The sequence below is a fragment of the Lacticigenium naphthae DSM 19658 genome, assembly GCF_000425865.1.
GTDB classification, from domain to species: Bacteria; Bacillota; Bacilli; order Lactobacillales; family Carnobacteriaceae_A; genus Lacticigenium; species Lacticigenium naphthae.
This window is the reverse complement of record NZ_AUEG01000001.1, coordinates 96,088-111,769: the sequence shown is the minus strand read 5'-3', so window position 1 is coordinate 111,769 and position 15,682 is coordinate 96,088. Positions and strand designations below refer to the sequence as shown.

At 34.6% G+C, this 15,682-nt stretch carries 14 protein-coding genes and 1 riboswitch; of the genes, 12 read left to right on the top strand and 2 right to left on the bottom strand.

Annotated elements, in window-relative coordinates:
- The first annotated feature begins 19 nt into the window (after positions 1-19).
- The 5 genes from holA (at position 20) to pnp (ending at position 6,291) form a co-directional block, all read left to right on the top strand.
- Positions 20-1,084 carry a DNA polymerase III subunit delta gene (gene holA, locus H626_RS0100510; protein ID WP_027107582.1) on the top strand — a complete coding sequence of 355 codons (1,065 nt, stop codon included), beginning with the start codon at positions 20-22 and terminating at the stop codon, positions 1,082-1,084.
- A 96-nt stretch (positions 1,085-1,180) separates the two neighbouring features.
- On the top strand, positions 1,181-1,435 hold the full coding sequence (gene rpsT / locus H626_RS0100505; RefSeq protein WP_027107581.1) for a 30S ribosomal protein S20: 255 nt from the start codon (positions 1,181-1,183) through the stop codon (positions 1,433-1,435).
- A gap of 138 nt (positions 1,436-1,573) precedes the next feature.
- Positions 1,574-3,562, top strand: coding sequence for an excinuclease ABC subunit UvrB (gene uvrB, locus H626_RS0100500; RefSeq protein WP_027107580.1), 1,989 nt, complete (start codon positions 1,574-1,576; stop codon positions 3,560-3,562).
- A gap of 159 nt (positions 3,563-3,721) precedes the next feature.
- Positions 3,722-3,991: a 30S ribosomal protein S15 gene (gene rpsO / locus H626_RS0100495; protein WP_027107579.1), complete on the top strand. Its 270-nt coding sequence runs from the start codon at positions 3,722-3,724 to the stop codon at positions 3,989-3,991.
- A gap of 182 nt (positions 3,992-4,173) precedes the next feature.
- Positions 4,174-6,291, top strand: coding sequence for a polyribonucleotide nucleotidyltransferase (gene pnp, locus H626_RS0100490; protein WP_027107578.1), 2,118 nt, complete (start codon positions 4,174-4,176; stop codon positions 6,289-6,291).
- Between the two features lie 61 nt (positions 6,292-6,352).
- Here the strand turns inward: pnp and H626_RS0100485 are convergent, their stop codons facing one another.
- The gene (locus H626_RS0100485) at positions 6,353-7,333 is read right to left on the bottom strand and encodes a biotin--[acetyl-CoA-carboxylase] ligase (protein WP_027107577.1); all 981 of its coding nucleotides are present in this window, start codon (positions 7,331-7,333) and stop codon (positions 6,353-6,355) included.
- A 198-nt stretch (positions 7,334-7,531) separates the two neighbouring features.
- Here H626_RS0100485 and H626_RS0100480 point away from each other — a divergent pair, with 198 nt between their 5' ends.
- The 3 genes from H626_RS0100480 to H626_RS0100470 all read left to right on the top strand — a co-directional run bounded on the left by H626_RS0100480 (position 7,532) and on the right by H626_RS0100470 (position 10,443).
- Positions 7,532-9,214, top strand: coding sequence for a ribonuclease J (locus tag H626_RS0100480; RefSeq protein ID WP_027107576.1), 1,683 nt, complete (start codon positions 7,532-7,534; stop codon positions 9,212-9,214).
- A gap of 19 nt (positions 9,215-9,233) precedes the next feature.
- Positions 9,234-9,334, top strand: a riboswitch (TPP riboswitch).
- Between the two features lie 70 nt (positions 9,335-9,404).
- Complete coding sequence (thiT, locus tag H626_RS0100475; protein WP_027107575.1) at positions 9,405-9,962, top strand: energy-coupled thiamine transporter ThiT; 558 nt, start codon at positions 9,405-9,407, stop codon at positions 9,960-9,962.
- A 253-nt stretch (positions 9,963-10,215) separates the two neighbouring features.
- Positions 10,216-10,443 (top strand): hypothetical protein, encoded by a 228-nt coding sequence (locus H626_RS0100470; RefSeq protein ID WP_027107574.1) that lies wholly within the window; start codon positions 10,216-10,218, stop codon positions 10,441-10,443.
- 43 nt (positions 10,444-10,486) lie between these two features.
- Here the strand turns inward: H626_RS0100470 and H626_RS0100465 are convergent, their stop codons facing one another.
- On the bottom strand, positions 10,487-11,392 hold the full coding sequence (locus tag H626_RS0100465; protein ID WP_027107573.1) for an IS1595 family transposase: 906 nt from the start codon (positions 11,390-11,392) through the stop codon (positions 10,487-10,489).
- 204 nt (positions 11,393-11,596) lie between these two features.
- On the opposite strand from H626_RS0100465, the gene H626_RS0100460 reads away from it, so the two are divergent.
- The 4 genes from H626_RS0100460 to cls all read left to right on the top strand — a co-directional run bounded on the left by H626_RS0100460 (position 11,597) and on the right by cls (position 15,606).
- A complete protein-coding gene (locus tag H626_RS0100460) occupies positions 11,597-12,301 on the top strand; it encodes a DUF969 domain-containing protein (RefSeq protein ID WP_035618108.1) in 705 nt (234 codons plus the stop codon).
- Positions 12,301-13,224 carry a DUF979 domain-containing protein gene (locus tag H626_RS0100455; protein ID WP_027107571.1) on the top strand — a complete coding sequence of 308 codons (924 nt, stop codon included), beginning with the start codon at positions 12,301-12,303 and terminating at the stop codon, positions 13,222-13,224. The genes H626_RS0100460 and H626_RS0100455 overlap by 1 nt, the downstream gene beginning before the upstream one ends.
- Positions 13,225-13,249: 25 nt before the next feature.
- Positions 13,250-13,897: a pyroglutamyl-peptidase I gene (pcp, locus tag H626_RS0100450; protein ID WP_027107570.1), complete on the top strand. Its 648-nt coding sequence runs from the start codon at positions 13,250-13,252 to the stop codon at positions 13,895-13,897.
- 257 nt (positions 13,898-14,154) lie between these two features.
- Complete coding sequence (gene cls / locus H626_RS0100445) at positions 14,155-15,606, top strand: cardiolipin synthase (RefSeq protein WP_027107569.1); 1,452 nt, start codon at positions 14,155-14,157, stop codon at positions 15,604-15,606.
- Positions 15,607-15,682: the final 76 nt, after the last annotated feature.

The following is a 15,682-nucleotide window of genomic DNA, read 5'->3' as shown; positions in this document are numbered from 1 at the left end:
AAAAGAAAGTTGGATGATTATGTCTATTGGAGAAGTGTTGATCTCATTAAAACAAAATAAACCCAAGCCTATTTATCTAATATTAGGAAAAGAATCCTATTTGGTAAATCGCGTAAAAGAGAATATGATTGATAGCTTCCTAAATAATGAAGTGAATGAATTTAACTTTGCGAAATATGACATGGAAGAACATCCTCTAGGGAGCGCTTTAGAAGAAGCCGAGTCTTTTCCATTTTTTGGAGAGAAAAAAGTTGTTTTCATTGAGAATCCCTTTTTTTTAACTGGAGAAAAGAATAAAGCAAAAATAGAACATGATTTTACTAGATTAGAAAACTATTTGAAAAACCCGTCTGAATTTTCAGTACTTGTTTTTATCGCACCTTATTCTAAATTAGATCAACGGAAAAAAATAACTAAGCTACTTAAAAAAGTGGCGATATTAATCGATACCCAGCCGATGAAAGAGTACGAAACAAAATCTTTTATAAAAGAAGAAATTCGTTCCTCTGGTTATTCTATTCAGCCTGAAGCATTTGAAAAATTGTTGGCTTTAACTGATTTACATCTTACACACATCATGAATGAACTCGAAAAATTAAAAATATACCATATGGATACCAAGCATATTACTCTCACTTCTGTAGAAAATCTTGTATCAAAATCCTTAGAACAAAATATTTTTGAATTGAATGACTACATTCTTAAAAAGAATACGGGAGAAGCATTAGAACTATATCAGGAATTACTCTTGCAAAAAGAAGAACCGATTAAGATCATTGCCTTAATGCTGTCTCAATTTAGACTTCTTTTACAAGTGAAAATTTTACGAACAAAAGGGTATCAGCAGGCGGATATTGCAAAATTGATCAAAGTTCATCCTTATCGTGTGAAATTAGCCTTACAACAAGAAAAAAAGTTTGAACAAACCACATTATCGCAAGCATACAATGGTTTGATCGAAGCAGATTACAGAATTAAAACTGGACAGGGGAATGTTCAGATGCAATTTGAACTGTTCATTTTGAGTTTCTGTGCGGTATCGAAACAAGATTCTTCCTATCAAGTAAAAAAACTTTACAGCTAAGGATTGCAAAATCCTTCGTCATTCTGTATAATTAACAATGTTGAAATGAACCAATGAATAGATGTATTGGTTAGACTTGAAAGTGGGGTGTATGGAATGCCAAATATTGAATCTGCAGTGAAACGCAACCGTCAATCTGAAAAAACTGCTGCTCAACATGTCACGCATGTTAGTGCAATGCGCACAGCTAAAAAGAAATTTTTGAAAGCTGCTGAAGCAAATGACGATAACGCAAATGAGTTATATAGAAAAGCAAAAAAAGCTATTGACATGGCTGCTTCAAAAGGATTAATCCATAAAAATAAAGCTAGTCGTGACAAATCGCGCTTAAGCTCAAAATTATCTAAGTAATTAACTTAGTAAAAAAAGCCTATACCTTTTAAAAGGTATGGGCTTTTTCCTTTCTTATCTTGCCATACTTCAGTAAAATGGAAAAGAAGATTGAAAAATCTATATTAATGTCAACATATAGAGAGAGGAGTTATATATATGGAATTGGATCAATTTAAATTGCAATCACATTATCAACCCAGTGGAGATCAACCAGCTGCAATAGAAAGTTTAATAAGAGGTCTCCGTGAAAATCTAAAAGAACAGGTCCTTTTAGGCGCTACCGGGACGGGGAAAACTTTTACAGTTTCAAATGTAATACAAGAAGTCAATCGACCTACATTAGTTATTGCACACAATAAAACATTAGCTGGACAGTTGTATAGTGAATTCAAAGAATTTTTCCCAGAAAATGCAGTTGAATATTTCGTGAGTTATTATGATTATTACCAACCGGAAGCGTATGTTCCATCAACCGATACATTTATAGAAAAAGAAGCAAGTGTTAATGATGAAATAGACAAATTAAGACACTCCGCAACAAGTTCCCTTCTGGAAAGAAGAGATGTCATTGTTGTTGCATCAGTCTCATGTATTTATGGTTTAGTAAACCCGCTGGATTATAGAGATCATGTTTTATCTCTAAGAGCTGGAACTGAAATAAAGCGCGATGACTTACTCAGAAGATTAGTCGATATGCAGTTTGAGAGAAATGATATTGATTTTCAACGTGGACGCTTTAGAGTTAGGGGAGATATAGTTGAGATTTTCTTAGCTTCTAGAGAAAGTGAAGCTATCCGAGTGGAGTTATTCGGAGATGAAATTGATCGAATCCGAGAGGTCGATGTGTTAACTGGGGAAGTAAAAGCAGATTTAGAACATGCTGCAATTTTTCCTGCTACTCACTTTGTAGCTAATGATGAACAAACACGTTCAGCAATAGCATCGATAAAAAAAGAATTAGTAGAGCAATTAGAAAAATTGCGTTCGGAAAATAAATTACTAGAAGCTCAGAGATTGGAGCAACGCACAAACTATGACATTGAAATGCTCATGGAAATGGGCTATTGTCCAGGTATAGAAAACTATTCCCGCCATATGGATGGAAGAAAGCCTGGGGAATCTCCATATACGCTATTAGACTTTTTTCCGGATGATTCTTTATTCGTTATTGATGAGTCTCACATGACGATGCCTCAGATTAGAGGGATGTACAATGGTGATAAAGCACGAAAACAACAATTGATCGATCATGGATTTCGTTTACCAAGCGCACTAGATAATCGGCCATTGAGAATTGAAGAATTCGAGAAACACGTTAACCAGATTTTGTATATTTCTGCTACACCTGGACCTTATGAATTAGAAAGAACAAACACAGTTATTGAACAGATCATCCGGCCAACGGGCCTATTAGACCCTCAAATTGAGGTTAGACCGATCAAAGGACAAATTGATGATTTAATTGAAGAAATTGCACTACGAACCGAGCGGAACGAACGAGTTTTCATTACGACGTTAACGAAAAAAATGTCGGAAGATTTGACCGATTATCTAAAAGAAGCAGGTATCAAGGTTAAATATTTGCATAGTGATATTAAAACTCTAGAACGGACAGAAATCATTCGGGACTTGCGGTTGGGCGAATTTGATGTATTGATTGGTATCAATCTTTTGAGAGAAGGATTAGATGTTCCAGAAGTGTCCTTGGTAGCCATCTTGGATGCTGACAAAGAAGGGTTTTTACGGAGCAATCGCGCGCTTATACAAACGATTGGGAGAGCGGCTAGAAATGAAAACGGTAGAGTAATAATGTATGCAGATAGAATTACTGATTCTATGCAATTTGCTATCGATGAAACAAATCGTAGAAGAGCGATCCAAGAAAAATATAATTCTGTTCATGGAATCACACCTACAACAATCAAGAAAAAAGTTCGTGATTTAATCAAAATTTCGACATTAGTTGATGGAAAGGGAGAATCCACATCTGAAAAATTGGCTTCCCTTTCAAGAGATGAAAGAAGAGAAGTGATTGAAACTATGGAACTGGAAATGAAGCAAGCAGCTAAAGAATTAGACTTTGAAAAAGCTGCTAGCTTAAGAGATATTGTGTTAGAGTTAAGATCCCGGTATTCCTTGAAATAAAAAAAGAATGGGAGATCATGATTAAAACCCTTGCTTTTTAGCTGTATTTACTGTAAATTTTATATGTGCGTAAAAACCACATCCTTTTACTTGGATCGACGCATCACCAACGTTTTTCTCGGTTAAAGGACAAAAAAATAGGAAAGAGGTGCTAGAAACATGGCAATTAGTAAAGAACGCAAAAATGAAGTAATTAAAGATTATGCACGTAAAGAAGGAGACACAGGTTCTCCTGAAGTACAAATTGCTGTACTAACAGAAGAAATCAATGCATTAAATGAACATGCACGTGTTCATAAAAAAGATTTCCATTCTTATCGTGGATTAATGAAAAAAATCGGTCACCGTCGTAACTTGCTTGCATATCTACGTAACAAAGATATCACTCGTTACCGTGAATTGATTCAACGTCTAGGATTACGTCGTTAATTCGATAAATTCTTTAAAGCGAGGTTCGCATGAATCTCGCTTTGTTTTTTGTGGAAAAAGGTTTGTTGCCCGCTAAAGATCTACTATACAAATGTGATTTTATAAACGTTCTTATAAATTGACATTTGTTTAGTAGTCGAGTGTGCAGCAAATCAATCGTACAGATAAAGGAGATACAGTATATGACAAATAAAAAAATATTTAGTAAAGAAATTGCAGGCAGAACACTTACCGTGGAAATTGGACAACTTGCAAAGCAAGCGAATGGTGCAGTTTTAGTACGATATGGTGATACAGCCGTTTTGACGGCTGTAGTTGCCAGTAAATCAGCTGGAACAGCAGACTTTTTCCCATTAACAGTTAATTATGAAGAGAAAATGTATGCAGTTGGTAAAATACCTGGAGGATTCATCAAGCGTGAAGGACGCCCCTCTGAAAATGCTACATTGACAGCGCGTTTAATTGACCGTCCTATTCGTCCAATGTTTGATGAAGGCTTTAGAAATGAAGTTCAAATTACAAATACAGTTCTTTCGGTAGATCAAGACTGTTCACCAGAAATTACAGCAATGTTTGGATCTTCAATCGCTTTATGTGTTTCGGACATACCTTTCCATGGTCCGATTGCAGGAGTCAATGTGGGACGTGTGGATGGACAATATGTATTGAATCCTACTGAAGCACAAGAACTAAAATCTGATATTCAACTAACTGTTGCTGGTTCTGGAGAAGCAATCAACATGGTTGAAAGTGGCGCACTTGAAGTTCCAGAAGATGAAATGCTAGAAGCCTTACTTTTCGGGCATGAAGCGATCAAAGAATTAGTTCATTTCCAAGAAGAAATTACAGAAGTAGTTGGAAAAGAAAAAATGACTATTGACTTAGTATTACCGTCTGAAGAGTTGGTTAAAGAAATCCATGCTGAATATACTGAAGAAATGAAAAAAGCTATTCAGATTGAAGAAAAAATGGCCCGTTCTGAAAAAACAAGTGCATTAAAAGAAGAAATTGTGAATGCATATCAAGAAAAATACCATGATGATGAGAATATTCAATCAATTATAAAAGACGTTAAAAAGATTGTAGACGGTATGGAAAAAGATGAAGTACGTCGTCTGATCACTGAAGAAAAAGTAAGACCTGATGGACGTAAAATCAATGAAATCCGTCCTTTAGATTCTGAAATCTCTTTACTACCAAGAGTTCATGGTTCTGGATTATTTACACGTGGTCAAACCCAGGCTCTGTCAGTTGCTACTTTAGCTCCTTTAAAAGAACATCAACTTATTGATGGGTTAGGAACTAATGACAGTAAACAATTCATGCATCATTACAATTTCCCTCAGTATTCTGTTGGAGAAACAAGCAGACGCTTTGGACCAGGCAGACGTGAAATTGGACATGGAGCTTTAGGAGAACGTGCGCTTTCTGCAGTTCTTCCTGATGAAAGTGATTTTCCTTACACTATTCGCTTAGTTGCTGAAGTATTAGAATCTAACGGTTCTTCTTCCCAAGCAAGTATTTGTGCAGGAACATTAGCACTAATGGATGCAGGTGTTCCCATCAAAGCCCCAGTCGGTGGAATTGCTATGGGATTAGTTATGGAAAATGACAATTATACAGTGCTTACGGATATTCAAGGCTTAGAAGATCATCTAGGAGATATGGATTTTAAAGTTGCAGGAACTCGTAAAGGCATCACAGCTTTACAAATGGATATTAAAATCCAAGGTATCACAACTCAAATTCTTTCAGAAGCTTTGACCCAAGCAAGAAAAGCACGCATGGAAATTTTAGATAATTTAGAAGCAACAATCTCAGAACCAAAAAAAGAGCTAAGTGAATACGCACCGAAAATTGAATCAATTAAAATAAAACCAGCTCAAATAAAAGTAGTCATTGGTAAAGGCGGAGAAACAATCAATGGGATTATTGATGAAACTGGTGTGAAAATTGATATTGATGAAGAAGGAAATGTAAATATATATGGTCAAGATCCAAAAGCAATTCAACATGCAATCGATATGATTGGAGAATTAACAGAAGAAGTCGAAGTTGGTAAAATTTATAATGGTACAGTAAAACGTATAGAAAAATTTGGCGCTTTTGTTGAAATAATTAAAGGCAAAGATGGACTGGTTCATGTCTCTGAATTGTCCGATAAATATATAAGTGATGTCGAAAGTGTAATTTCTGTTGGAGATAAGATTGAAGTAAAAGTTACAGAAGTAGATCGTCAAGGCAGAGTAAATTTATCACATAAAGCTGTCATGAAAGAAAGAGAAGAATCAAAAGAATAAAAAAAGCGATCTCTGTTAGGTTACTCACTTAACAGAGATCGGTTTTTTTTTTTGAAAAAAATTAGTATACTGGGCGAATAGATATTTCTCCTGCGGTCAGTAGTTCTGATTGCTGTGTATCAGAATAGAATACTTTTAGAAATCCATCTTTGTTAATATCGATTGCGGTACCTTCTCTAATGATATTTTGTTGATGAACAGTGATAGTTTCCCCCAATATAGTTGAGTTTTTTCGACAGATGGATAAGAATTCTTCTGCATCATCAGTAGTAATAAAATTATTATATAGATTTTCAAATTGCAATAAAAAGTCAGTAATTATATCATTGGGGTCAACAATTATTCCTGTTTCTTCTCTTAATGAAGTTGCAAGTCCCAGCAAACAACTAGGTAAATCAGCATTCAGCAAGTTTGTATTTAACCCAATACCGATTTGAATATAACTGGGATCTTTTTGAATATATACTGACTCCGTTAAAATCCCAGCTATTTTCTTTTGATTGACTAAGAGGTCGTTTGGCCATTTAATTGAGCAGTGTACGTAAGATTTCAGACTATTATAAAGAGCTGCTGCCGTTAGTTGAGTTAATAAGTAAGGTCTTAGAATTGGAACAGTAGGTTTTAATACAATCGTCAAAGCAACTGATTTCCCTGCGGGAGTAGACCAGGATTTAGCATTTCGACCATATCCAGCAAGTTGTTTATGAGCAAATACAACTTGGCCATTTTTTAAGGCATGAGTAGGCTGGTTTTTTATCCATTGATTTGTAGAGTCTATTACTGGGAAAAACTTGAGTGTACTTCCAATAGTTTTTTCTTTAAGCTGCTGGGATAACTGATTGATTGAAAGCATGGGTAAAGTGAATTTGAGAGTTTTTGCTGTCTCCTCTAGTGGAAATTCATGTTTTTTGTACTTCTGAATTAAATCAGTAAGCTGGTCGGATGAAATAGATAATTTTTGTTGAAGAGAATTTTTTTCAATAGATTTAGGGTAATAATTGGCGCATTCTTCAAAAAAAACTTGGTCAATAAGCTCATTCATTAAAGTACCTCCTCGTATAGTACAGTTCAACTATACTAAATCTAGCTCTCAAAAAAAAGATGAACTTCTTTAATGACATGCAGTGAGTATGATTTATTCATATTTTGTGCTACAATAAATAATGAGTACGTATGATTAAATTACGTAAGAGTGATAATTTATATTAAAAATATAATAAAAAAATTTAGAGGTGAAAGAATGGAAAAAATAAAAATTATTCCCTTGGGTGGGGTAAGAGAGAATGGAAAAAATTTATACGTTGTCGAGTCTAATGATGATTTATTTGTTTTAGATTGTGGATTAATGTATCCAGAAGAAGAATTATTTGGAATTGATGCAGTCATTCCTGATTTTAGTTATTTAGAAGAAAATCGTTCGAAGATTGCTGGAGTCTTTTTAACTCATGGTCATGAAGATGCAATAGGAGCTTTACCGTATTTCTTGGAAAAATTTGACGTTCCTGTTTTTGGATCAGAATTGACAGTAGCATTGGCTAAATTATTTGCCAAACAAACCGGAATGGGTATCGAATTTGATGATTATCATATCATTGATGAGCATACAGAAATTGACTTTAATGATACTATTGTGAAGTTTTTTAATACGACACATACAATTCCAGATTCAATGGGAATAGCCATAAAAACCGGTGAAGGCACTATAGTTTATACTGGGAATTTCAAATTTGACCAAAGTGCTAAAGCTATGTACCGAACAGACTTATCTCAAATAGCTGAAATTGGAAAAGAGGGAGTCTTGGCTTTGCTTAGCGATTCCGCTGAAGCAGAGAGTACAATAGAGAACGTTTCAGATTTAAAAGTAGCTGAAGAAGTACTAGAAACTTTTCAAAATGCGAATAGCAGAATTATTGTAGCTGCGGTAGGCAGTAATATCTTGAGAATCCAACAGGTTTTTGATGCTGCAGTGAAATCAAACAAAAAAATCTTTATTTCTGGGAAAAACGTAGAAGAAATTGTTGGAACTGCACTTCGCCTGGAAAAATTGATTTTGCCGGATGAAAGTCTGATTGTTCCAATAGAACAAATAAATAAATTTTCTGATGATCAAATCGTTGTTCTAGAAACTGGGGCTCCTGGTGAACCGATCAAAGCACTCATGAAAATGGCTACAGGATCTCATTCACAAGTAAATGTTAAAGAAGGGGACTTAGTATATATTGCCACGAGTCCCTCTACAGCTATGGAAGTAATTGTAGCAGAGGCAGAAAACTTGATCTACAGAGTAGGCGGAACGGTGAAACAGATAACCGATAATCTTAAAGCATCCGGGCATGCTACTCCAAATGATTTACAATTGATGATCAATTTATTGAAACCTACCTACTTTGTTCCCGTTCAAGGAGAATATCGAACGATGGCTGCACACGCTGAATTAGCAAATCAGGTAGGCATTCCTTTTAAAAATATTTTTATACTCGGGAATGGAGATGTCCTTGCGTATGATAAAGACCGCATGCATGCTACTGGTCAAGTGATAGCAGGGAATACTTTAATCGATGGTGTGGGAATAGGAGATATTGGAAATATAGTCTTACGTGACAGACGGTTGTTATCAGAAGACGGCATTTTTGTAGCTGTTGTTACAATCGATAGAAAAAATAAAAAAATTGCTTCTGGTCCACAAATCGTTACACGAGGATTTGTATACGTTAAAGAAAGTGTGGAACTTATAGAAGAAACTTCTGGAATTGTAAAAGATGTAGTTGAAGATAATTTGCAAAACAAAAAATTCGACTGGGGTTCTTTGAAGCAAGATATTAGGGATGCTTTAGGTAAACATCTATTTCAGAAAACTCGCAGACGTCCAATTATTTTACCTGTCATAATGGAAGTTAGTGCAAATAAAAAAAGAAGACGTTAACAAATTAATTTAATAATCAAAACTGCACAAGGGGTGCCTATTGGCTGAGATTGAATACCTATTCTAACCCTTCGAACCTGTTTGTTAATACAAACGTAGGAATGTCGCAGCAAGATGGAATAAACTAGTTTTGCTATTTTACTCCCCCTTTGTGTTCAGTTTAGAGACTATCAAAGGAGGAGTTTTTTTTATGAAAAATAAATTAACTGTTTGGATTGAAGGAACTATTATTGCAGCTTTAGCCATTGGATTATCATTACTGCCCACGAATATTGGACCTTCAATTACTATTTCATTAGGTATGATTCCACTCACTTTATACTCTTTAAGAAGAGGATTTGTCCCAGGAGTATTTGCAGGTTTTCTTTGGGGGATTTTACATTTTTTAATAGGAAATGCAGTGATTTTAACATTTTGGCAAGGATTTATTGAATACGTTATTGCTTTTGCCTTTGCCGGATTCGCTGGATTATTTTCTAATCGACAACTGAAAAGTAATTCAGGAAGAACAGTGAACCATCTAATTATTATCACTTTAGCTTCTTTTGTGGGTGTTTTGGCTAGGTTTTTCTGGCATTTTATCGCAGGAATAATTTTTTGGGGGAATTACGCACCAGAAGGCATGAGCCCAGTATGGTATTCTTTTGTAATGAATGGAGTAAGTGGATTGGCAACATTCATAGCAACAGCAACAGTTTTGCTGCTAATTTATAAAACAAACCGTTCCATTTTTGGGATAGGGATATAATAAAGTTTCTGTGCAAACAGGATGAGAATATGAATTGCAAAAATATATCCAATTATTATTAAAAAACGAATAAGAGGTATTGAGAGTTGAATTTAATCATTCAGCTCTTTTTTATTCGCTGTTTTCGTAAAGATTGTTGTTTTATAGTTGTTTTCATAAAAACTAATAGTTTGTCTTAAATATTAGAATTTTCTGCTATAATATATAATAAATACAATAAGTCTCGCTAATTTAATTTGAAGGGGTGAAAAATATGAGTAAAACAAAATTTACATTAGTGATTACTTTGGGTATAGTTGGTGGTATTTTCATTCTTGGAGTTCTACGTTGGTTAGGTTTAGATATTTCATTAGCCAATGTATGGTTTAAAGTCTTTGGAGAACCTAATGCGGTTTCGACAACGATTGTATCACTGATTACCATATTAGTTTGTTACTTTATAATACGTGTAGCTTATAAGAAAGCCGTGAATTCTCAATAAAACATCGAAATCACATAGACCTCTAATAAAATGAGGTCTTTTCTTATGCAGTTCTGAGCATTTGTACAGTCCTATAATTGGATTTTTGACACGCTGAAATAAGCATTTGCTCTACTTGTTTTTCAAACGCTAAATGTTTGTCTATTTCAAGCCAACGGAACCAATATAGATAATTATCTAAATACTTAGTAGCAACGCCTTGAAAACGTCTAATCCAAGTCTTTAAACGATTATGAAAGTTATTCACGTTCTGAACGTGATAAATCCCCTTCTTGACCAATTGTTTTTGACGAGCATTTATAGTTTCGTGTTGTAATCCCTTTATTTTTGCAAACTTTTTATAGTTGGTTGCTGTATCAGTGCATAACAAAGCAGTAGGGTGAATAAATTCCCCTATAACCGCATCAATTTCTTCTGCTTTAACACGCCCCGTTCCAGCTTTACGATGTGCAACTTCTTTCCCCTTTAAAGACTCGTGGAAGAAAGTTTCATCACTCTCAACAATTCCTTGTAATTGATTGTATCCAAGCGAACTTAGTGCATTTAATATCTTATGTCTCCAATAAAAAGCAGTAGATATGTGTATTTTAAGCCGTTTAGCGATTTTGGGAAGTGTATAACCTTCAACCATCATTTCCATATACGAAACCCACTTTTCGGTGTAACGAGAGCCTGAAAAGGGTGTATTTGTTAAATCGTTGAAATTTTTATTGCAATCTTTACAAAGATAACGCTGACGTGTTCGATACTTTCCGTTTCGTTTTAAAGATGTACTTCCGCAATGAACACACGCCAATCCCGAAGAAAAACGGGTTTCACGTATCTTATCAAGCAATTTTGTGATTTTGTCTGGTTCATCTGGAAATAAATCTTGTTTCATTGCATTAAATAGTTCTATTTGCTCCGTTTCAGTTAAATCGGTAAAGTCTGCATACACACTCTTCCACATACCTAAACGCCTTCTCAAACGGCATTATACCAACCTTTATACAGTATAGTCAAGAAAGCAACAATCTATACGAAAACAGCGTTTTTATTAAATGGCAAATCGATGAGTTTGTTCATTTAATTTTAATAAATCTATTGTATTGGAAGTGTTTTCTACTTTATACTCAAATATAGGGTCATTAATATTATAAAAGGAGAGATCTATATGGAATATTTACGTTTAATCGGTATTGTTATTATTGTAATTGGATTCGTTTTTAAAATTGATACGATAGCAGTAGTTTTATTAGCTGGTTTAGTTACAGCACTAGTATCAGGGATTTCAATAATTGAATTTTTGCAATTATTAGGTGAAGCATTTGTTTCGAATCGTCTAGTAACATTATTCTTTCTTACTTTACCCATGATAGGATTAACAGAGAAATATGGACTGCGTCAACAAGCTACTAAAATAATTGAGGACATAAAAGGATTAACCCCTGGGAGGTTTTTGTCTCTGTACATGTTTATTAGAGAGTTAGCTGGTTTCTTTTCGATTCGAATACAAGGTCACACTCAATTTGTACGGCCTTTAGTTGAACCCATGGCTCAAGCATCTGCGGCCACAAAATACAACTTGGAATCTGAAAAAGCAAAAGAAAAAATTAAAGCTCGGTCTGCTGCTATGGAGAACCTAGGAAACTTCTATGCTCAAAATACATTTATTGCAGCCTCTGGGGTTCTTTTGATTACGGGTACTATGGAATCATTGGGTTATGAAATTTCTGCAGTCGATGTAGCTCAGGCTTCACTACCAGTAGCTCTTATAGCCTTAATAATGGTTTTGATTTCGAATGTTTGGTTTGATCGTTCTTTAAAAAAGAAATATGGGGCAGCAGTTGAACTAAATAGTCAAAGGGAGGCCAAATAATGGAGCAGTTGTCAGCAAATCTACTTGAATTATTTTTCATTCTTACGGGATTACTAATGGGATATACCGGAATAAAGGCAGTATTAGACAAAAATCATCCTGCACGCTGGGGAACTGGTATGTTCTGGTTGCTTCTAGCAGCAACATTCGCTCTAGGAAACGTTATACCACCTGTAATCAATGGTTTATTAATTATATTAATGGGAATATTAACTTTTTTTAAACAAGTTAAAATTGGAGCTATTTCAGAAACTTCTGAAATAGAAGCCAAAAAAAGAAGCGATAGAATTGGAAACAAAATATTTATTCCAGTGGTATCATTAGCATTAATAGCAATTTTGATTGCACAATTCACTCCACTCAGTGGACAAGTGGGGATCGGATTAGGTGCTGTTTCTTCATTAATAATTGCTATTTGGATAACAAAAGCTAAACCAAAAGAAGCTATCACTGAGGGAGATCGAATGGTAAGACAAGTAGGAACAGTTGGTATCTTACCTCAATTGTTAGCGGCGCTAGGTGTGATATTTACTGCTGCTGGTGTTGGTGATGTGATAGCGGACATGATTTCCACCGTCATTCCTCAAGGAAATCAACTTGCGGGTGTTTTAGCATATGTAATAGGTATGATTGTATTTACAATAATAATGGGGAATGCTTTTGCCGCTTTCACAGTAATTACAGCGGGTATTGGAATTCCTTTTGTAATTTCTCAAGGTGCTGACCCGGTAATTGCAGGTGCTTTAGCAATGACGGCAGGATACTGTGGTACACTGTTAACGCCCATGGCTGCCAATTTCAATGCTTTACCTGTTGCTTTGTTAGAAATGAAAAATCCTAATGGGGTCATTAAAGAACAATTTCCATATGCAATAGTAATGATTATTGTTCATGTCGGTTTGATGTATTTCTGGGCATTTTAATTATATTTAATGAGGAGAGAGTTTAATGAAAATATTAGTAACTGGTTTTGATCCATTTGGTGGCGAGGCTATTAATCCTGCTTTGGAAGCGGTGAAGAAACTTCCTGACACAATTTTAGGAGCAACTGTTTACAAACTGGAAATTCCGACTGTGTTTCATAAATCATCTGAAGTTTTACAAAGTGAGATGGAAAAAATTGACCCCGATGTAGTCTTGTGTATTGGACAAGCGGGCGGAAGATATGGAGTCACTCCTGAAAGAGTTGCAATAAATGTAGACGATGCGCGTATTCCAGATAACGAAAAAAATCAGCCAATCGATGAAGTCATACGCCCAGATGGAAAAACTGCTTACTTTTCATCTGTACCGGTCAAAGCTATGGTATCCGAGATAAAAGAAGCAGGGATTCCTTCTTCAGTATCAAATACTGCTGGAACATTTGTGTGCAACCATATTTTGTATCAACTGCTTTATTTAATAGATACAAAGTTTCAAAATGTTCAAGGAGGGTTCATACATGTACCCTTTATACCGGAACAAGTGGTAGATAAAAACAATCAACCTAGTATGAATTTGAATGATATTACTAAAGGATTAGAAAAAGCAATCGAGGCAATTATAAAGCTTGATGGAAAAGGTGATTTAAAAGAAGTTGGAGGAGCTATTCATTGATCCAATTAATAAAAAGTCTAGGAGAAAAAAACTGTTAAGAAGTATGTGTTTTCTTCGGTAAAGCTTATCATACTTTTAAAATGAGAGAGGGCGGACCGGTCATTGAATTTAGATGAGTGATCTGCCTTTTTTTTTTTGCTACTCAAAGATTATTTGATTCCAGCTACTTTTTTTGAATATTTATTAAAGGGCTTTATTTAGCATTTTCTATATATGTTTAGTACAATTAAATAAAGTTTACCTGAGGGGAATTTACTATGGATCTTTTTCAACTTATTGTTTCATTTATTTTATTTGCAAATATAGTGTTAGCTATTTTTACGGTGTTTCGTGAAAAAAGAGATATAGCTGCCACTTGGGCTTGGTTGTTAGTTCTTGTTTTAATTCCAGTATTGGGATTTATTATTTATTTGTTTTTAGGAAGGAAAATTTCTAAAAATCAAATATTTGATATTCAATCACAGGAAGCAATTGGTGTTCCTCAACTGGTTGAAGCCCAAAAAAAATTAATCGATGAGGATAATTTTGATTTACCAGAAAGTCGTTATGTAGATAAAACAATGGAAATGGTCAATTTATTTCTCGAATCGAGTGCTGCTGTTTTAACTAAAGGGAATCAAGTGGATATTTTAGACGATGGGAAGTTAAAGTTTGAACAATTAATAAAAGATATAGATACTGCCCAGGATCACGTACACTTAACCTATTATATTTTCCGAGCAGACAAAATAGGTAGAAAATTATTACATGCATTAGAAAAACGTGCTGAACAGGGCGTGAAAGTTAAAATCCTATATGATCCTTTAGGTGCAAAGGTTCTTGGAAATGATTTTTTTGATAGACTTACTCAATTAGGTGGAAAGGCTGAACCTTTTTTTGGTTCTCCTTTTCTCTTATTAAATTTACGATTAAACTACCGCAACCATCGTAAGATAGTTATAATTGATGGTAAAATTGGTTATACTGGTGGATTTAATGTGGGAGATGACTATCTAGGGGAATATGAGAAAATGGGCTACTGGCGGGATACTCATCTACGTATTGAAGGCAATGGAGTTTTACAATTGCAAACACGATTTTTAATGGATTGGAATGCCTCGGTCAAAAAACATAAAATGAATTATGATCTGAATTATTTTCCAGTAGCCCCACTAAAAGGTTCTACAGATCTACAAATCGTATCTAGTGGTCCGGACTCTGAGTTACAGGCAATCAAAAAAGGTTTTCTCAAAATGATCAGTATGGCAAAGAACACCGTTTATATTCAAACACCTTATTTTGTACCGGATGAATCGGTGATTGAAACACTTGAAGTCGCTTTATTATCAGGAATCGATGTGAAATTGATGATTCCCAACAAACCCGATCATCCTTTTATTTATCGCGCTACTTTATATTATGCAGCTGAATTAGTTAAAAAGGGTGGAGAAGTATATATTTATGACAACGGATTCTTACATTCCAAAACTATTATGATCGATGGGGAAATTTCATCAGTAGGAACAGCCAATTTTGATATTAGAAGCTTTAAACTGAATTTTGAAGTAAACACTTTTATTTATGATCGTAAACTAACTAAAAAATTAGAAAAATTATTTTTTGAAGATAGAGAGAACAGTTATCTACTTACTGTAGACATGATTGATAATTTTTCACTATGGGAATCATTTAAACAAAAAGCTAGTCGGTTATTATCTCCTGTATTATGATTTTTTGAGATTCTTGGTATGACTTATCACTCTATAGAAATAGACTAAATTTTTTAGGTCAATATTTCATGTTTCA